The 15,620-nt window shown below is 56.8% G+C and carries 15 protein-coding genes; 5 read left to right on the forward strand and 10 right to left on the reverse strand.

Annotated elements, in window-relative coordinates:
• Positions 1–10: 10 nt before the first annotated feature.
• From KOI40_RS01585 to KOI40_RS01625, 9 genes are all read right to left on the reverse strand, one after another.
• Entirely contained in the window at positions 11–1,570 is a 1,560-nt protein-coding gene (locus KOI40_RS01585; RefSeq protein WP_216095686.1) for a phosphoenolpyruvate carboxykinase, read from the reverse strand.
• Between the two features lie 203 nt (positions 1,571–1,773).
• Entirely contained in the window at positions 1,774–2,640 is an 867-nt protein-coding gene (gene hslO, locus KOI40_RS01590; RefSeq protein ID WP_233709867.1) for an Hsp33 family molecular chaperone HslO, read from the reverse strand.
• Positions 2,641–2,768: 128 nt separating this feature from the next.
• A complete protein-coding gene (locus tag KOI40_RS01595; RefSeq protein WP_216095688.1) occupies positions 2,769–3,215 on the reverse strand; it encodes a DUF4124 domain-containing protein in 447 nt (148 codons plus the stop codon).
• Positions 3,212–4,729 (reverse strand): S1C family serine protease, encoded by a 1,518-nt coding sequence (locus KOI40_RS01600; protein WP_216095689.1) that lies wholly within the window; start codon positions 4,727–4,729, stop codon positions 3,212–3,214. The genes KOI40_RS01595 and KOI40_RS01600 overlap by 4 nt, the downstream gene beginning before the upstream one ends.
• Positions 4,730–4,760: 31 nt before the next feature.
• Entirely contained in the window at positions 4,761–5,147 is a 387-nt protein-coding gene (hslR, locus tag KOI40_RS01605; protein WP_216096022.1) for a ribosome-associated heat shock protein Hsp15, read from the reverse strand.
• A gap of 26 nt (positions 5,148–5,173) precedes the next feature.
• Positions 5,174–5,827 (reverse strand): GMP/IMP nucleotidase, encoded by a 654-nt coding sequence (gene yrfG / locus KOI40_RS01610; RefSeq protein WP_216095690.1) that lies wholly within the window; start codon positions 5,825–5,827, stop codon positions 5,174–5,176.
• Between the two features lie 160 nt (positions 5,828–5,987).
• The gene (locus tag KOI40_RS01615) at positions 5,988–7,079 is read right to left on the reverse strand and encodes a patatin-like phospholipase family protein (RefSeq protein WP_216095691.1); all 1,092 of its coding nucleotides are present in this window, start codon (positions 7,077–7,079) and stop codon (positions 5,988–5,990) included.
• An 89-nt stretch (positions 7,080–7,168) separates the two neighbouring features.
• A complete protein-coding gene (locus KOI40_RS01620; protein ID WP_216095692.1) occupies positions 7,169–8,311 on the reverse strand; it encodes a PilT/PilU family type 4a pilus ATPase in 1,143 nt (380 codons plus the stop codon).
• Between the two features lie 93 nt (positions 8,312–8,404).
• A complete protein-coding gene (locus KOI40_RS01625; protein WP_216095693.1) occupies positions 8,405–9,439 on the reverse strand; it encodes a type IV pilus twitching motility protein PilT in 1,035 nt (344 codons plus the stop codon).
• A gap of 198 nt (positions 9,440–9,637) precedes the next feature.
• On the opposite strand from KOI40_RS01625, the gene KOI40_RS01630 reads away from it, so the two are divergent.
• From KOI40_RS01630 to KOI40_RS01640, 3 genes are all read left to right on the forward strand, one after another.
• Positions 9,638–10,339, forward strand: coding sequence for a YggS family pyridoxal phosphate-dependent enzyme (locus KOI40_RS01630; protein ID WP_216095694.1), 702 nt, complete (start codon positions 9,638–9,640; stop codon positions 10,337–10,339).
• A 77-nt stretch (positions 10,340–10,416) separates the two neighbouring features.
• Positions 10,417–11,241, forward strand: a complete 825-nt coding sequence (proC, locus tag KOI40_RS01635; protein ID WP_369413130.1) for a pyrroline-5-carboxylate reductase — start codon at positions 10,417–10,419, stop codon at positions 11,239–11,241.
• Positions 11,242–11,285: 44 nt separating this feature from the next.
• Positions 11,286–11,882, forward strand: a complete 597-nt coding sequence (locus KOI40_RS01640) for a YggT family protein (protein WP_233709869.1) — start codon at positions 11,286–11,288, stop codon at positions 11,880–11,882.
• A 64-nt stretch (positions 11,883–11,946) separates the two neighbouring features.
• Here the strand turns inward: KOI40_RS01640 and KOI40_RS01645 are convergent, their stop codons facing one another.
• Complete coding sequence (locus KOI40_RS01645) at positions 11,947–12,219, reverse strand: hypothetical protein (protein ID WP_216095695.1); 273 nt, start codon at positions 12,217–12,219, stop codon at positions 11,947–11,949.
• A 45-nt stretch (positions 12,220–12,264) separates the two neighbouring features.
• Here KOI40_RS01645 and KOI40_RS01650 point away from each other — a divergent pair, with 45 nt between their 5' ends.
• Both KOI40_RS01650 and metX read left to right on the forward strand, forming a co-directional pair.
• A complete protein-coding gene (locus KOI40_RS01650) occupies positions 12,265–14,286 on the forward strand; it encodes a dynamin family protein (protein WP_216095696.1) in 2,022 nt (673 codons plus the stop codon).
• A 168-nt stretch (positions 14,287–14,454) separates the two neighbouring features.
• Positions 14,455–15,603, forward strand: a complete 1,149-nt coding sequence (metX, locus tag KOI40_RS01655; protein WP_216095697.1) for a homoserine O-succinyltransferase MetX — start codon at positions 14,455–14,457, stop codon at positions 15,601–15,603.
• Positions 15,604–15,620: the final 17 nt, after the last annotated feature.

Raw genomic sequence — 15,620 nt, forward strand, 5'->3', positions numbered from 1 at the left:
CACTTCAGCATTACGCTTTAGGACCCGCTGCTTCAACGTCGGCACTGACGTTGAATTTCTTGATGTTTTCAGCGAACAAGCCCGCCAGTTTGGCAGCAGCTTCATCGTAAGCAGCCTGATCAGACCAGGCATTGCGTGGGTTCAGGTAGCTGGCATCAACACCTGGAACCTCAACAGGAACCTGAAGGTTCATGACGTCCAGAGTCTCAGTGGCAACGCCTTCCAGAGAACCGTTCTGACACGCAGCTACCACAGCACGGGTCACAGGAATCGGGAAACGTGAACCCGCACCACCAGCACCACCGGAACCGCCAGTCCAACCGGTATTCACCAGGTAGACGTTGGAACCGAAGTCTTCAATGCGCTTCATCAGCAGCTCGGCGTACTCGCGAGCAGGACGTGGCATAAAAGGAGCACCAAAACAGGTGGAGAAAGTCGGGTTGATACCGGCCTCGGCGCCGACTTCAGTAGAACCAACGCGAGCGGTGTAGCCAGACAGGAAGTGATAAGCCGCGGCTTCTTTGGACAGGATAGAAACAGGAGGCAGAACACCGGTTACATCACAGGTCAGGAAGATAACATTCTTCGGCTCACCGGCACGGTTTTCCAGAACGCGCATTTCAACGTGCTCCAGAGGGTAAGAACAACGGCCGTTCTCACTCAGGCTGGTGTCAGAGTAGTCTGGCTCGCGCTTGTCGTTGTGAACAACGTTCTCAACAATGGCACCGAACTTGATGGCATCCCAGATCACTGGCTCGTTCTTTTGAGACAGGTCGATGGTCTTGGCGTAGCAGCCGCCTTCCATATTGAATACAGCGCCCTTGGCCCAACCGTGCTCGTCATCACCAATCAGGAAACGCTCGGGGTCAGCAGACAGGGTGGTTTTACCCGTACCGGACAGGCCGAAGAACAGGCAGGTATCGCCGTCTTTACCAACGTTGGCCGAGCAGTGCATAGGCATAACGTCTTTTTCAGGCAACAGGAAGTTCTGTACAGAGAACATGGCTTTCTTCATTTCGCCCGCGTAACGAGCGCCAGCCAGCAGTACTTTGCGCTGAGCGAAGTTCACAATCACAGCCACTTCAGAGTTGGTGCCATCGCGCTCAGGGTCACAAACGAAGTTGGCCGCGTGCTGAATGGTCCACTCTTCCTTGCCTTTTGGATTGTAGTTGTCGGTGCGGATGAACATGTTGCGACCGAACAGGTTGTTCCAGGCAGTCTCGGTGGTAACCTTAACCGGCAGGTAGTGCTCGGGGTCTTCAGCCACGTGCAGGTGAGACACAAAAGTATCTACTGTGGACAGGTGCTCTTCAACACGGCTCCACAGAGCGTCAAATTTGTCGGCAGCGAAAGGACGGTTTACTGAGCCCCAATCGATACTTTCAGAAGTGGAAGGCTCATCAACAGTGAAGCGATCAGCAGGTGAACGACCGGTACGCTCGCCGGTTTCGCAAACCAGAGCACCAGTGTGAGAAAGATAACCCTCACCACGCTTCAGTGCCTGCTCGACCAGTTCGGCAGTCGTAAGGTCGGTGTAAACGGTCGGAGCCGCATCATCAATCTGTGTCATTTCTTTAATAGTCCTGTCAGCTTTGTGGCCTGTTAACCCCTAAAAGTGCGGAGGCTTGGCCGAGAGCCAAACCTCCGCACAGGGCAGTCATAGTCAGTATTTTCTCCTCCCGGATACGTTGCCCAGGAGATAGTTAGAATTTTGGGGGCGCCATTATGTCAGAAAACAATATGCGAATCGATCCCATTCTGCCGCTTTTTTAATCAATGCAGCGAATGTTGTTCACTTCCGAAGATATCATCGATGTCTTGCGTGCCAAACGCATAGGTCTGGTTGCAGAAATGGCAATCGATACTGATGAGATCCTGCTCTGCCAACAGCGCTTCCACTTCGCTGCGGCCCAGAGATTTCAGGGCGTTGGCGGATCTTTCCCGGGAACAGCTGCACTCGAAACGCACGGCGACGGGATCAAACAGGCGCACCTTCTCTTCGTGGAACAGTCGGTAGAGTACTTCGGTGTGCTCCAGTGTCAGCAGCTCGTCATCTTTGATGGTGTTGGCCAGCTGAACCACGGTTTCCCACTGATCGCGGTTCTCATCGGCACTGGCGACCTGTTGCGGCAGAGCCTGCAACATCAGGCCGGTGGCGGCCTTGTCATCACTGGTGAGCCAGAATCGGGTGGGCAACTGCTCGGACTGATCAAAATACCCCTGCAAACAGGTGCTCAGATCCGGGTGATCCAGCGGCACAATGCCCTGGTAACGACTGCCCTTGTCCGGGTCAATGATGATCGCCAACATGCCAGACCCCACCAGAGATTGCAGATTCCGGCCTTCAAACGCGGAAAAATCAGCCTCGGGGTCTACCTCGGCAATGGCACGAACGGCCTTGTGGTGACTGCATTCCGCCATGATCAGCGGCAACGGGCCATCGCCCCGCGCCTGCAGCGTGAGGATGCCATCGAATTTGAGGGTGCTGGATAGCAGGCTCACTGCGGCAACAAATTCGCCCAGTAACGACTGTACCCTGGGGGGTAAATTCTGATTGTTTTCAAGAACTTGCTGATAGCTGTCGCAAAGGGTGACCACTTCACCGCGGATATCGGTCTGGTCAAACAGGAAGCGTTGCATTAAATCGCAGCTGGGCATGGTATCTCGGGTCGCTCGTCAATCGGGTCGCGATTTTATCACGGCTTGCGTCTTTTCAGATACCCCGGCCAGCTCAGATCGTCCGCCCACCAAAGCCGGCCGATGAACAGCTAGGGGCAGTACTGACGAATTTGCGCCTGCAACGCCACTACCCGCTGGCGCCGTTCCGCCTCGCTGATGTCGTAACTGCTGCCATCCTCGCGCACAAAGTACACCGGCCCCTTGAGGGCATCCAGATAATTGCGCGCCTGCTCACACTGCTCTTTTCGCTTCTCCTCGCGATAGGCCTGACGCCCGGCCTCCTGTTGACGCAGGGCTTTTTCCTCAGGTGTTTCGGGCTTGAACAACCTTTCCAGCTTTTCCCGTTCAACGGCACTTTGATCCACGTTGATGTCACCCAACGTATCGGAAATGTCTTTCGCCGCCTGCTGCTTCGGTTTTTTGTCGCTGAAATGCAGTTTGCCGCTGGCGTCTCGCCACTGGTAGATCTCGGCACTGGCCGAGCCGAACATCACAAGCAGACAGGCGAGCCCCGCCGCCAGTACAGATCGGCTCACGGGGTCACCTCCGCCGCCTTATCTCCGGCCAGATGACAGCCATTGGCCTTGGGAACCCGGTAGCGCGTCAGAATGGCCTGTTCACTGTCTTCAGCACCCTGACGATTAAGCACCATCTGAAAGCCTCCATCGTCGCGCAGCACGGTATTGGTTTCTGTTCCATGGACAATCCGATGGCAGAAATCCTCAAAATTGCGGATGGGCACACCATTGATGGATTCCAGAATCCAGTTTTTCCAGTCGTGATACCCCAGATTCACATCCGCTGCCAGCACCTTCAAGGCCACCACCAGCTCTTCCTTGTCTGTGCTGGAACGGGTTTCCCGCGCATTGAGGAAGGATACCGGTGCCTGCCGGTGCCAGTCGGCGCCCCAGCGCTTGATCAGATTCATGTTCAGTGGCACAAACACCACGCCGCCGTACACCAGATACTCCGGGGTTTGTTCAAACGCCTGCTCACGCACCAGACTGAAATTGCGGTTGGGGCCGGCCACCAGTGTGACTTTTAACTCTTCACCACGGCGGACAAGATGAATCTCCACCTCGTCGCCCCGATGGTACTGATCAATGGCGTACTTATAGTTGGTGCGCAGGTTGTTGCGAAATTCGAGACTGCTGTCATCGGCAATGTCAAAGCCATCGATGGCCATAATCACATCGTTGGGCAGGATCTTGCCCGAGGCCGACGAATCCTCGAACACATGAGCCACCAGAATCCCCCCATCCCGATCCGCAACCCCGTAGGCCTGACGCATGGCCGGGCTTTCCAGGTCCTGTGTGCGAAAACCGAGATCCGGGAAACCATCGTGATGCCCGTCTTTGGCATCCTCCAACACGTGTTTGATGACACTGGGAGGCACAAAGTAACCGAGGTTTTCCGCCCGACCACTGGTGTTGGTCTGCATCACCACCCCCACAATCTTATTGTCGACAATCACTGGGCCGCCGCTGTTGCCCGGGTTGATGGCAGCGTCGATCTGCCCCGCGAGAAAATAGCCGCCGGCGTGGGCGTAGTACTGGTGCTCAATGCGTGACAGTACCCCGCGGGTGATGCTCAGGGTGGTGCCGCCAAACGGATAGCCAAACACCGATACGTCCTGCAACGGTTCCGGCAGGGAGCCCACCGCCAGCGGCCGCAAACCATCAAAGAAATCCGGTTCCAGCACTTCCAGTATGGCGAGATCCGCCTCGTGGGAAATAAACGCAACCCGCGCCAGGTACTTGTGGGGATCGCCGTGTTTTTGCGCCTGGATGTAGGTGGCATCGGCCACGACATGGGCGTTGGTCAGAATGCGGTTGCCACTGATCACCGAACCGGAACCGCTGCTCTGACGCGCATTCAGCAGGCGCCAGGGGGTAAAATAATCCGCCGGCGTGGAGGTGGTATGAATTTTTACAACAGCGTCTTTCAGACGTTCAACACTGGTATTACCGGCCGCCTGAACGGTGGCGGTTGCCAGCAGGAGCAGGGCCAAAGTTATCAGTCGCTGTGTTGCCGCAGTCCATGTCTTCAAGAGTATTCCCTCATCCCGTTGAAGTCAGTTTTCAGGAGTCATCCTGCTCCAGAAAACGGTGTATTTGTCGCCGTTGCTTTTTGGTGGGTCGACGCTCCGGCCCGACGCCGGCACCGCGAACCAGCTTGCGCTGTGCCGCCTCGGCCTCGCGCCTGGCGAGACTGTCTGCCGTTTCGTTATAGAGCAAGGCCGCCTCCGGCGCACCGCGGCGCTGATCGGACAGGGCAATGACCTCCACCACTTTTTCGTCCCACCCCTGACGGATGGTCAGCTTCACCCCCACCGGAATCTCTTTGCTGGGCTTGACCCGCTGACCATCGCAGTGAATTTTCCCGCCGTCGATGGCCTGCTTGGCCAGGCTGCGGGTTTTAAAAAAACGCGCAGCCCACAGCCATTTGTCCAGTCGGACTTTATCCATAGCGCCCTTGTCCATGCCGCCCTTGCTCATCGGGGCATCACCTCATCAAAGTGATGGATGGCGGGATACTCGGTAATCTGGCGGTGCTCGCGCTGGCTGTCCGGCTGATGCAGGCACAGCAGATGGCGGATACCAAAGTCTCTGGCGGAATCCAGCACCCGCAAGGTGTCATCCACAAACAGGGTGCGCTCGGGATCAAAGGGCTCACGCTGCTGCAGTGCCTGCCAGAACTCCTGTGCCTCCTTCGGCTGCTGAAACTCGTGAGAAGAGATCACCATGTGCAGCCACTGATCGATGGCGGTGATTTCCAGCTTGAGATCGAGGCTTTGCGGGTGGGCGTTGGTGATCAGCACCAGTCGTTTGTTCCGGGCCTGCAGGGCTTGCAGAAACTCCACCACAAACGGGCGAATCTGAATCTTGTGTTGCACTTCTTCTTTGAGGCGACGAATGTCCAGCCCCAGCGACTCCGACCAGAACTCCAGGCAATACCACTTGAGAGTGCCCTCGTGAGCCTTGATGTGCGCCTGCAGCCTGGCGATGGCTTCAGCCTCATCCACACCGTAGGTCTCGGCGTAGCGCTTGGGCAAATGGGTCAGCCAGAAGTAGTTGTCAAAGTGCAGATCCAGCAGGGTGCCGTCCATATCCAGCAGGACGGTATCGATATCGTTCCAGTTAATCATGGAAAACAGGGGCTCCGGCAATTCTGGTATAACAAAAGTCGGGGACAACAATGGTCGCGTGCATCAAATGGCCACTGTTCCGCGGCCAGACAGACAAAGTATGCCTGAAAATGCGCCGAAAATCGTCCGGCAGCTGCTGACACCCCATGGCTTGCCGGGACTAGGGCGCAAGGGGTTCAACCCGCGCCGCCAGATCACCGCAAGCGGCCATCTCCAAAAATTCTTCCCCCAGTCGATTACTCTTGTCTGCCACCTCCTGCCACAGGCGAATGCGCTCGGCATCATTGTTGGCAAATTTGGCAAAGTCCTGACGGTCCGGCACCCGCCCGAGTCGGGTGTCGGCAAAAAACTGTTGATTGGGATACACCAGCACGGCCCTATCGAGCAACTGCGGTGCGGCTTTGCGCCAGGGCAGGAACTTGTCGAACCAGCCCACCTTGCAGTCTGGATAAAAGTGCGGATAGAGAATCAACCCGGCTTCATCCTGCCAAAAGCTGCCGGGCACCGGGTGATAGTCCAGCAGTCCGCCGTCCCGATAAACCCCCGGCCCCGCCCCGGGAATGTCGTTGACCCCGTGCATATACACCGGGATAGAACCGGAAGCTTTCAGCGCCTGAGTAATGTTGGCCGGCGACAGCGCCACCGCCTCTGTGCGATAGCCATCGCGGGCCACACCGTTGTTGACCGCCAGCGGGAAGCTGGCTCTGGGATCGTGAAACACCACCCGATCCAGCTTGCTGCGCAGCGCTCCTCTGCCCTTCATATTGTTGACCGCCGCCTTGCTGCAGGAAGCCGTCTGCCGACGAGGATTCGGACTGGCCAACCCGCCGTGACAACGCACCGCGCCACAGCCAAACCGATAGCGCGGATGTGACAGCACCTCGGTCGCCCGCGCCTCATTGATGGTCACATCGAGAATTTTGCGAAATTCCCGCTCAATCTCATCGGGAGTCACGCCCTTGGGGTAACTCTGCTGAATGTAGGCGTGCGCCAGCGCATCCAGCCCCCCACCGGCGTCCCGATGACAGGCGGCCGCCAGTTTGAAAGCCCCCACCGACGTCCCGAACAGATGGATCGGCTGCTCCGCCGCCGTCAGCCACTGGGAAAAAATCGCCCGGTCGAGACCGTAAATCGCCAGCCACTTGGCGGCGCCGGACGCACCGAAGACGCTGCTGATCTGTTCCGGCGACAAGCCATCGCGCTGTATTTGTCGGAAGGCGCTGGCGCCTGCACGCAGGGTTAATAACGTCATATCGGGAGAGGACTAAATATTGGCCGGAAACAAAAACGTTGAAAGACTCAACCGGAGGTGGACACGGAATCCACCTCCGGCCTGGGAGATCAGAACAACCGCGAGCGGTCGTCGTCATCGTCCTGAATGCTGAGTTCATCAGCGGCATTGGACAGATATTCCGAATCGGTTTCCGATGCCAGCTTGATCATCAGACGCAGATCGTTCGGCGAATCGGCGTAAGACAGGGCATCTTCGTAGGTAATCTCGCCCTGATCGTAGAGCTCGAACAGCGCCTGATCGAAGGTCTGCATGCCCAGCTCGGAGGACTTGGTCATCAGCGCTTTCAGCTCAACCACATCGCCTTTGCGAATCAGATCCGCCGCCAGCGGGGTATTGAGCATCACTTCCAGACAGGCGCGGCGACCGTTGCCGTCCGGCGTGGGGATCAGCTGCTGTGCCACGATGGCTTTCAGGTTGAGGGACAGATCCATCCACAGCTGGCGGTGACGATCCGCCGGGAAGAAGTGAATAATCCGGTCGAGCGCCTGGTTGGCGTTGTTGGCGTGCAGGGTACAGAGACACAGGTGACCGGTTTCGGCAAAGGCAATAGCGTGCTCCATGGTCTCCCGCGAGCGAACCTCACCAATCAGAATCACGTCCGGCGCCTGCCGCAAGGTATTCTTCAGTGCGATTTCGAAGGAATCGGTATCAATACCCACTTCCCGCTGGGTCACAATACAACCCTGGTGCTGGTGAATAAATTCGATCGGGTCCTCGATGGAAATAATATGACCCTTGGAGTTGCGGTTGCGGTGGCCGATCATGGCAGCCAGCGAGGTGGACTTACCGGTACCGGTTGCACCCACAAAGATGATCAGACCACGCTTGGTCATGGCCAGCTCTTTGATCACTTCCGGCAGACCCAGATCGTCGATTTTCGGGATATTGGTTTCAATGCGACGCAGCACCATGCCCGCCAGGTTGCGCTGGTAAAACGCACTGCAACGGAATCGGCCAATACCCCGGGCACTGACGGCAAAGTTCAGCTCCTTGCTTTCCAGAAACTCGTGACGCTGCTTCTCATTCATCACCGCCAGTACGGTCTCACGGGCCTTTTCCGGCGACAGAGGAGTGGTGGTCACCGGCACCAGACGGCCATTGAGTTTCATCGAAGGCGGAACACCTGCGGTGATAAACAAATCCGAAGCGCCTTTCTCTACCATCAGCGCCAACAGGCGTTCAAAATCCATCGTCTTTTCCTTATCCGTTATTGTCAGGGGCAATCCGCTGCAGTCACTTTCGGAGAAGTCACTTCAGCCGGTATTTGTCGGAGTCAGCCGACATCAAAAGTTATCGGGCATCTTCGCCTTCTCACGGGCCACATCGCGGTTAATGATGCGACGCGCGACCAGATCGGCCAGACACTGATCCATGGTCTGCATGCCGATGGCACCACCGGTCTGAATGGCGGAGTACATCTGCGCGACCTTGTCTTCACGGATCAGGTTGCGAATCGCCGAGGTCCCGCGCATGATCTCGTGAGCGGCCACACGGCCACCGCCGTTACGTTTCAACAGGGTCTGGGATATAACCGCCTGCAGGGATTCCGACAGCATGGAGCGGACCATGGATTTCTCGTTGGCCGGGAACACATCCACAATCCGGTCGATGGTTTTCGCCGCCGAGGTGGTGTGCAGGGTGCCAAACACCAGGTGACCGGTTTCTGCCGCGGTCAGCGCCAGGCGAATGGTTTCCAGATCCCGCATCTCGCCCACCAGAATGATATCCGGATCCTCCCGCAGCGCAGAGCGCAGGGCTTCCGAGAAGCCGTGAGTATCGCGGTGCACTTCCCGCTGGTTCACCAGACACTTTTTCGATTCGTGCACGAATTCGATGGGGTCTTCGATGGTGAGAATGTGTTCGTACTTGTGGTCGTTGATGTAATCCATCATCGCCGCCAGGGTAGTGGACTTACCACTACCGGTGGGTCCGGTCACCAGTACCAGCCCCCGTGGCACAGCGCAGATATCGCGAAACACCTGACCCATACCCAACTCTTCCATGGTCAGTACTTTGGAAGGAATGGTCCGGAATACCGCACCGGCACCGCGGTTCTGGTTAAAGGCGTTTACCCGGAAACGGGCTACACCGGGCACTTCGAAGGAGAAATCCGTTTCCAGGAACTCTTCAAAATCCTTGCGCTGCTTGTCATTCATAATCTCGTAGATCAGACTATGAACCTGTTTGTGCTCCATGGCAGGCAGGTTAATGCGGCGCACGTCGCCGTCGACCCGGATCATAGGCGGCAAGCCCGCTGAAAGGTGTAAATCCGAAGCGCCCTGTTTGGCACTGAACGCCAAAAGTTCCGTAATATCCATAAACAACCTTTGCTTGATACTTTTTATTTAACTATTGAATACATTATTCAAACTTTTGAAGCGTTCTTCTAATGCTTTTTGAGCCGAATGCTTAGAGATATGGCCGAGCAAACTGCCAGCCAGAAGCAAACCTTTAACGAGATACGGCCAAATTTATCGAGCGTCCACCCCAAGTCAGACCCATAATGTACCAAGTATATGCCTAAGATTCCTACCCACCTAGCAGAAGTCAATGAGCGCATAGCCCGTGCGCTGAGCAACTGTGGCCGCCCGGCCGATGGCGTCAAATTACTCGCCGTCAGCAAAACCAAGCCCGCCAGCGATATTCGGGAAGCCTATCAGGCGGGCCAGCGCTGTTTCGGCGAAAACTACCTGCAGGAAGCGCTGGAGAAGCAAGAGCAACTTAAGGATTTAACCATTGAATGGCACTTCATAGGTCCTGTGCAATCCAATAAAACCCGCGCTATTGCCGAAAACTTTGACTGGGTTCACAGTGTGGATCGCGCCAAAATAGCCGTCCGCCTGAATGATCAGCGCCCGCCTCACCTGCCCCCCATCAACATTTGTCTGCAGGTGAATGTGGATAACGAATCGACAAAATCCGGAGTTTTACTGGATGAACTGGACGATTTGCTTGAAAGCCTGAGCAATCTGCCCCATATCTGTGTGCGGGGCTTTATGGCCATTCCCGCCCCGCGGGACGATTTTGAACAGCAACAACAGGCACTGCTGCCATTGGCCAACACGTTGAAACGATTACAATCAACCCCGGAGATACAGCGACACCACCCCCATCTGGACACCCTGTCGATGGGTATGTCTGGCGATCTGGAAGCGGCCGTTGCCGCCGGATCGACCCTGGTGCGCATCGGCACAGATATCTTTGGCAAGCGACAATAATTCAGCCAATAACTCGGTTAATAACTACAGCTCCCCGCCATGTCGGGAGTCAACGGACACCAATACAGGAAGACCACGTGACACAAGCAAAAATCTCTTTTATCGGCGCGGGCAATATGGCCAGCAGCATCATTGGCGGACTGGTTCAAAAAGGGTTTGGTGCCGGACAGATCACCGCCACCGACACCTATCAGCCCACACTGGACAAGGTGGCCGACAGTTTTCCGGTCGTCACCACCAGTGACAATGCCGCAGCCGCAGTGCGTGCTGACGTGATCGTACTGGCCGTCAAACCTCAGGTGATGGAACAGGTCTGCAGCGACCTGCGTCCGCATCTGGCACACAAACCGCTGATCATCTCCATTGCCGCCGGTATCGATATTCGCAGTCTGGACGCCTGGCTGGGCAATGATCTGGCCATCGTGCGCTGCATGCCCAACACCCCGGCACTGGTCCAGACCGGCGCCAGCGGCCTGTTCGCCAACGAGCGCACCAGCGACGAACAGAAAGCCATCGCCCAGGAAATCATGGAAGCGGTAGGCATCGTCCAGTGGACCGCCAGCGAAGACCTGATTGATTCCGTTATCGCCGTCTCCGGCAGCGGGCCCGCCTACTACTTCCTGATGATGGAAGCCATGATCGACGCCGGTGTCGCACAGGGCCTGAGCCGTGAGAACGCCACCGAACTGACCCTGCAAACCGCACTGGGCGCCGCCAAACTGGCCAAGGACAGCGATGTGGACGTGATTGAGCTGCGCCGTCGGGTGTCCTCCCCCAACGGAACCACCGAAAGAGCCATTCAATCCTTCGAGGAAAACAAACTCCGCGATGTGGTCAGCAAAGCCATGGACGCCTGCGCCGAGCGCTCACGGGAAATGGCCAGGGAGCTGGGTGCTCAGTGAGTCTGCCTGAGCCAGCAAGAATTCTTATCTAAAAGGAGAACATCATGGGGCCAATGCAGGAGATCGGCACCTTAATCGTACAAACTCTGGGGTCGCTGTACCTACTGGTCGTCATGTTGCGCTTTTTGCTGCAATTGGCGCGGGCGGATTTTTACAACCCGATTTCGCAATTTATTGTGAAGGCCACCAACCCCCTGTTGATCCCCATCCGCCGTGTGGTTCCGGGTATCATGGGCATTGATCTGGCCGGCCTGTTACTGGCCCTGGTGGTACAGTTTCTGATCATCGAGATCTGCGCCCTGATCATCATGGGCAGTCTCATTAATCCGCTCTACGGACTTCTCTGGTCTGCCGTTGGCATACTGGGCCTGGCCGCCAATATCTTTTTCTGGGGGCTGTTGATCATGGTGATTGCCAGCTGGATTGCCCCCCACAGTGACAACCCTGCCCTGATGCTGGTGCGTCAACTGGTGGAGCCAGTCATGGCGCCGTTCCGCAAATTGCTGCCCGACATGGGCGGCATTGATATCTCCCCGATCTTTGCCTTTCTGGCGCTGAATGTGGTGCAGGTTCTGATCAAATACCTGGCCGCTGCCGCGGGTATGGGTGGTGTTGCCCGACAACTGGTTATGGGAATCTGACCCTTCCCTGACCGACGCAACCCGGTGTGAACAGTGGCCTGCTTCCCTGGCAGTCAACTGTTCATTAACCGTCCAAATTCATACTAATGGCTGATTTTCTTGTACGAATCGGGGCATCTTTCCCCACCGCAGTCTTCTTTTCGCCCCTTCCATAGCCGCCGTATTTCAGTTTTAATGAGTCATCTATGTTTTTAGAATTTTGACGCCACGTCGAGGCAACAGAGCATTGTCCGACACGGGTGACAACCTGTGCAAAATCAATATCAGCGAGTCGCTGCGCCACCAAAGACACAACAACCGGCGCACCATAAAAATTACCGATACCAATTAGCGACACACAATAATAACAACGCACACCGAAGTTTGGGGCCTTAAATACCGTATGGATTCGATATCCTTCTATCAACGCATGGCAGAATTTGCCCGCTGGAAGCACACCTTCAGCCAACAACTGCGCCAGAGTCAGGAGTGGTTCAAAAACCACCAAAGCCAGAGCCAGGCAACTCGCCACTGCCTGCAGAAAGCCCTGAACCTGCTGGATAATGCCAGCTTTACCGTCGCCTGTGTCGGCGAGTTCTCCCGCGGCAAAACCGAGCTGATCAACGCCCTTCTCTTCACCGAATATAACCAGCGCCTGCTGCCGTCGAAACCCGGCCGCACCACCATGTGCCCCACGGAAATCTTCTACACGCCGGGCCGCGAATCCGAGCGCGATAGCGGACCGGGCTACGTCCGCCTGCTGCCCATCGAAACCCGGCGCACGACCACCAGCCTGAATAACTTCAGGCGCATCCCGAAAAACTGGGTCACCCTGCCTTTTGACATGGCCGATCCTGAATCGGTGGCACGGGCCATGAGCACCATTTCCCAGGTCAAGCGCGTGCAAGCCAGTGATGCAAGGGCCATGGGCTTTGATCCACAACAGTTGCCCCCCACCAGCGACGGGCTGCTGGAAATACCCCGCTGGCGGCACGCCCTGATCAATCTCGATCACCCGCTGCTGCGCCACGGACTGCGAATCCTCGACACCCCCGGCCTGAATGCATTGGGCAATGAGCCGGAACTGACCCTCAGCACCCTGCAACAGGCGGACGCCGTGATCTTTCTGCTGGCGGCGGACTCCGGCTTGAGTTACAGCGACATCACCATCTGGCAGGATCATTTGAAAGGCCTGCGCGCGGCCCAGCAACAAAGCAATACCATTGCCCTGCTCAACAAAGTGGATGTGCTGTGGGACAACCTGGACGAATCCGCAGACCGGGACATTGAAGAGATCCGCGAACAGACCGCGCGCTCGCTGTCACAACCCTTGGAACAGGTGGTGGCCATTTCCGCCAAGCAGGGGCTGCTGGCACAGGCCCGAGGTGACGATGCCCTGCTCCAGCGCAGCAACCTGCCACAACTGGAAGCCCTGCTGATCAATCAGCTGCTGCGCAACCAGCAGCAGATTGCCGGCCAGCGTATCCTCAGCGATGCCATCCGCATCGTCAAAAGCACTCGCACAAACCTTCAAAAGCAGTTATTCCACTCCGACCGCGAACTGGAAAGCCTGCAGCAGCAGATACACCGCCCCGCGCAGTTTGACACCCAGGTTCAGGCACTGCGCCAAAACGTACGCAAACTGCATCAGCAATACCATCGCCAGCATCTGGATCTGCGCACCTACCAGCGCCAAATCGATGAGCACTGCCAGCAACTGCGCGAGCCCTTGACCCCCTTCCAGCTGGAGGGACTGATCGGCACCACCCACCAGAAAATGGTGAAAAGCTGGTCGTTTGTGGGGCTCAGCAAGGCCATTGATGAGTTTTTCCAGCAGCTGCGCCAGCGCATGATCCGGGTCGAACAGCAGGCCAAAGCGGCCAACACCACCCTGCTGACCATCTACGAGCGCTCCAACAATCATTGCTGCAGCCCGGAAGACGCCAGCAGTCATTGCTTTCAGCTGCACAGTCACCTACAGCGACTGCGTCAACTGGAACAACAGGCCCAGCAGTTCCGTCGCTCGCTGGGCAATATTTTCAACATCAAACAACGGGTGATCGGGCGCTTTATCAACTCACTGGTGCAGGAAGTCCGGATCATGAACACCGACCTGAATACCGCCATCGACCACTGGAATCGGGAAGCACTGACCCCCATCAGCCACGAAACCCACTATCAGAAAAGCCTGCTGGATCAGCAGATGCTGCACATGACCCACCTGAACCAGCAGCACAGCAGCCAGTCATTGCGCTTGCAGTCACTGCGCACCATGATCGCTGAACAGGGCAGTGCACTGGTCGAACTGGAACGCATTATCGACATGCAACCCTGCGCCAATGCATCCCTCAATCCCCAGCTGCAGCCTGCACCCAATGATTCCCGAACGGCCAGACCTCGGCACTCACTGGCCGGCATCGCCTGACAGCGGGCAGAATTGACCGGACAACTATCGTCCGGCGCCATTCGGGTATATGCTATCGGGCTTTTACCCGCGCCCTATCACGGTCTCTCTAACCCAACTCCAGCCCTTGCAGACAGGCTGGGGCGACCTTAGACTTGCGCGCCAACCCCCAAGGAACCCAGAGACACAATGCCCGCACCCTTTGCCAACGATTCTGTCGGTTTGGTCACACCGCAAACCCTGCATTTTGATCAGCCTCTGGAGCTGGCCAGTGGCCGCACGCTCGACGCCTACGATCTGGTGATTGAGACCTATGGCGAACTGAATGCGCAAAAATCCAATGCGGTACTGATCTGTCACGCCCTGTCCGGACATCATCACGCCGCCGGTTACCACAGCGAAGATGATCGCAAGCCCGGCTGGTGGGACAACTACATTGGCCCCGGCAAACCCATTGATACCAATCGCTTCTTTGTTGTCGCACTCAACAATCTGGGTGGCTGCCACGGCTCAACCGGCCCGCGATCCATCAATCCACAGACCGGCCAGCCCTGGGGCAAGGATTTCCCCCATTTGCGGGTGCGCGACTGGGTTCACTCCCAGGCTCGTCTGGCCGACAGGCTGGGCATTGAGCAGTGGGCGGCGATTGTCGGCGGCAGTCTTGGCGGCATGCAGGCCATGCGCTGGGCTCTGGAATACCCGGATCGCGTGCGTCACTGCGTGGTGATTGCCTCAGCCATGAACCTGACCACCCAGAACATTGCCTTCAACGAAACTGCCCGTCAGGCGATCATGTCCGATCCCAAGTACCACGAAGGGAATTATCAGGTGCACGACACCTACCCCAAGGACGGTCTGGCGGTAGCGCGGATGATTGGCCACATCACCTATCTGTCGGACGATGGCATGGGGCAGAAATTTGGCCGCGAGATTCGCTCGGGCAGCTTTCAGCAGGGACAGGATGAACCGGTAGAATTCCAGATTGAGAGCTATCTGCGCTATCAGGGCGATGCTTTTTCGAGCTCGTTCGACGCAAATACCTACATTTTAATGACAAAAGCCCTGGATTACTTCGATCTTGCCCGTGAATACAATGACGACCCGGTCGAGGCTTTCAGTCACGCCAAGTGCCGCTTTCTGGTGGTGTCCTTCACCTCCGACTGGCGTTTTGCCCCCGAGCGCTCGCGAGAAATCGTCGATGCTCTGATTGGCGCCGACAAGGCCGTCAGCTACGCAGAGGTGGAATCCGACTACGGACACGATGCCTTCTTGCTGCCTATCGATCGCTACTATCGTCTGTTTACCGAATACATGAAGGGAGTAAGTACTCACGTATGAGCCCATCAACAAGCACC

The sequence above is a fragment of the Pseudomaricurvus albidus genome (assembly GCF_018863235.1).
GTDB lineage: Bacteria > Pseudomonadota > Gammaproteobacteria > Pseudomonadales > Cellvibrionaceae > Pseudomaricurvus > Pseudomaricurvus albidus.

Excerpts from the sequence above, each read along its gene's own strand:
- KOI40_RS01650 (WP_216095696.1), top strand. The coding sequence starts at position 12,265 with ATGGATTCGATATCCTTCTATCAACGCATGGCAGAATTTGCCCGCTGG.
- KOI40_RS01625 (WP_216095693.1), bottom strand. The coding sequence starts at position 9,439 with ATGGATATTACGGAACTTTTGGCGTTCAGTGCCAAACAGGGCGCTTCG.
- hslO (WP_233709867.1), bottom strand. The coding sequence starts at position 2,640 with ATGCAACGCTTCCTGTTTGACCAGACCGATATCCGCGGTGAAGTGGTC.
- metX (WP_216095697.1), top strand. The coding sequence starts at position 14,455 with ATGCCCGCACCCTTTGCCAACGATTCTGTCGGTTTGGTCACACCGCAA.
- hslR (WP_216096022.1), bottom strand. The coding sequence starts at position 5,147 with ATGGATAAAGTCCGACTGGACAAATGGCTGTGGGCTGCGCGTTTTTTT.
- yrfG (WP_216095690.1), bottom strand. The coding sequence starts at position 5,827 with ATGATTAACTGGAACGATATCGATACCGTCCTGCTGGATATGGACGGC.
- KOI40_RS01615 (WP_216095691.1), bottom strand. The coding sequence starts at position 7,079 with ATGACGTTATTAACCCTGCGTGCAGGCGCCAGCGCCTTCCGACAAATA.
- KOI40_RS01630 (WP_216095694.1), top strand. The coding sequence starts at position 9,638 with ATGCCTAAGATTCCTACCCACCTAGCAGAAGTCAATGAGCGCATAGCC.
- KOI40_RS01620 (WP_216095692.1), bottom strand. The coding sequence starts at position 8,311 with ATGGATTTTGAACGCCTGTTGGCGCTGATGGTAGAGAAAGGCGCTTCG.
- KOI40_RS01585 (WP_216095686.1), bottom strand. The coding sequence starts at position 1,570 with ATGACACAGATTGATGATGCGGCTCCGACCGTTTACACCGACCTTACG.
- KOI40_RS01640 (WP_233709869.1), top strand. The coding sequence starts at position 11,286 with ATGGGGCCAATGCAGGAGATCGGCACCTTAATCGTACAAACTCTGGGG.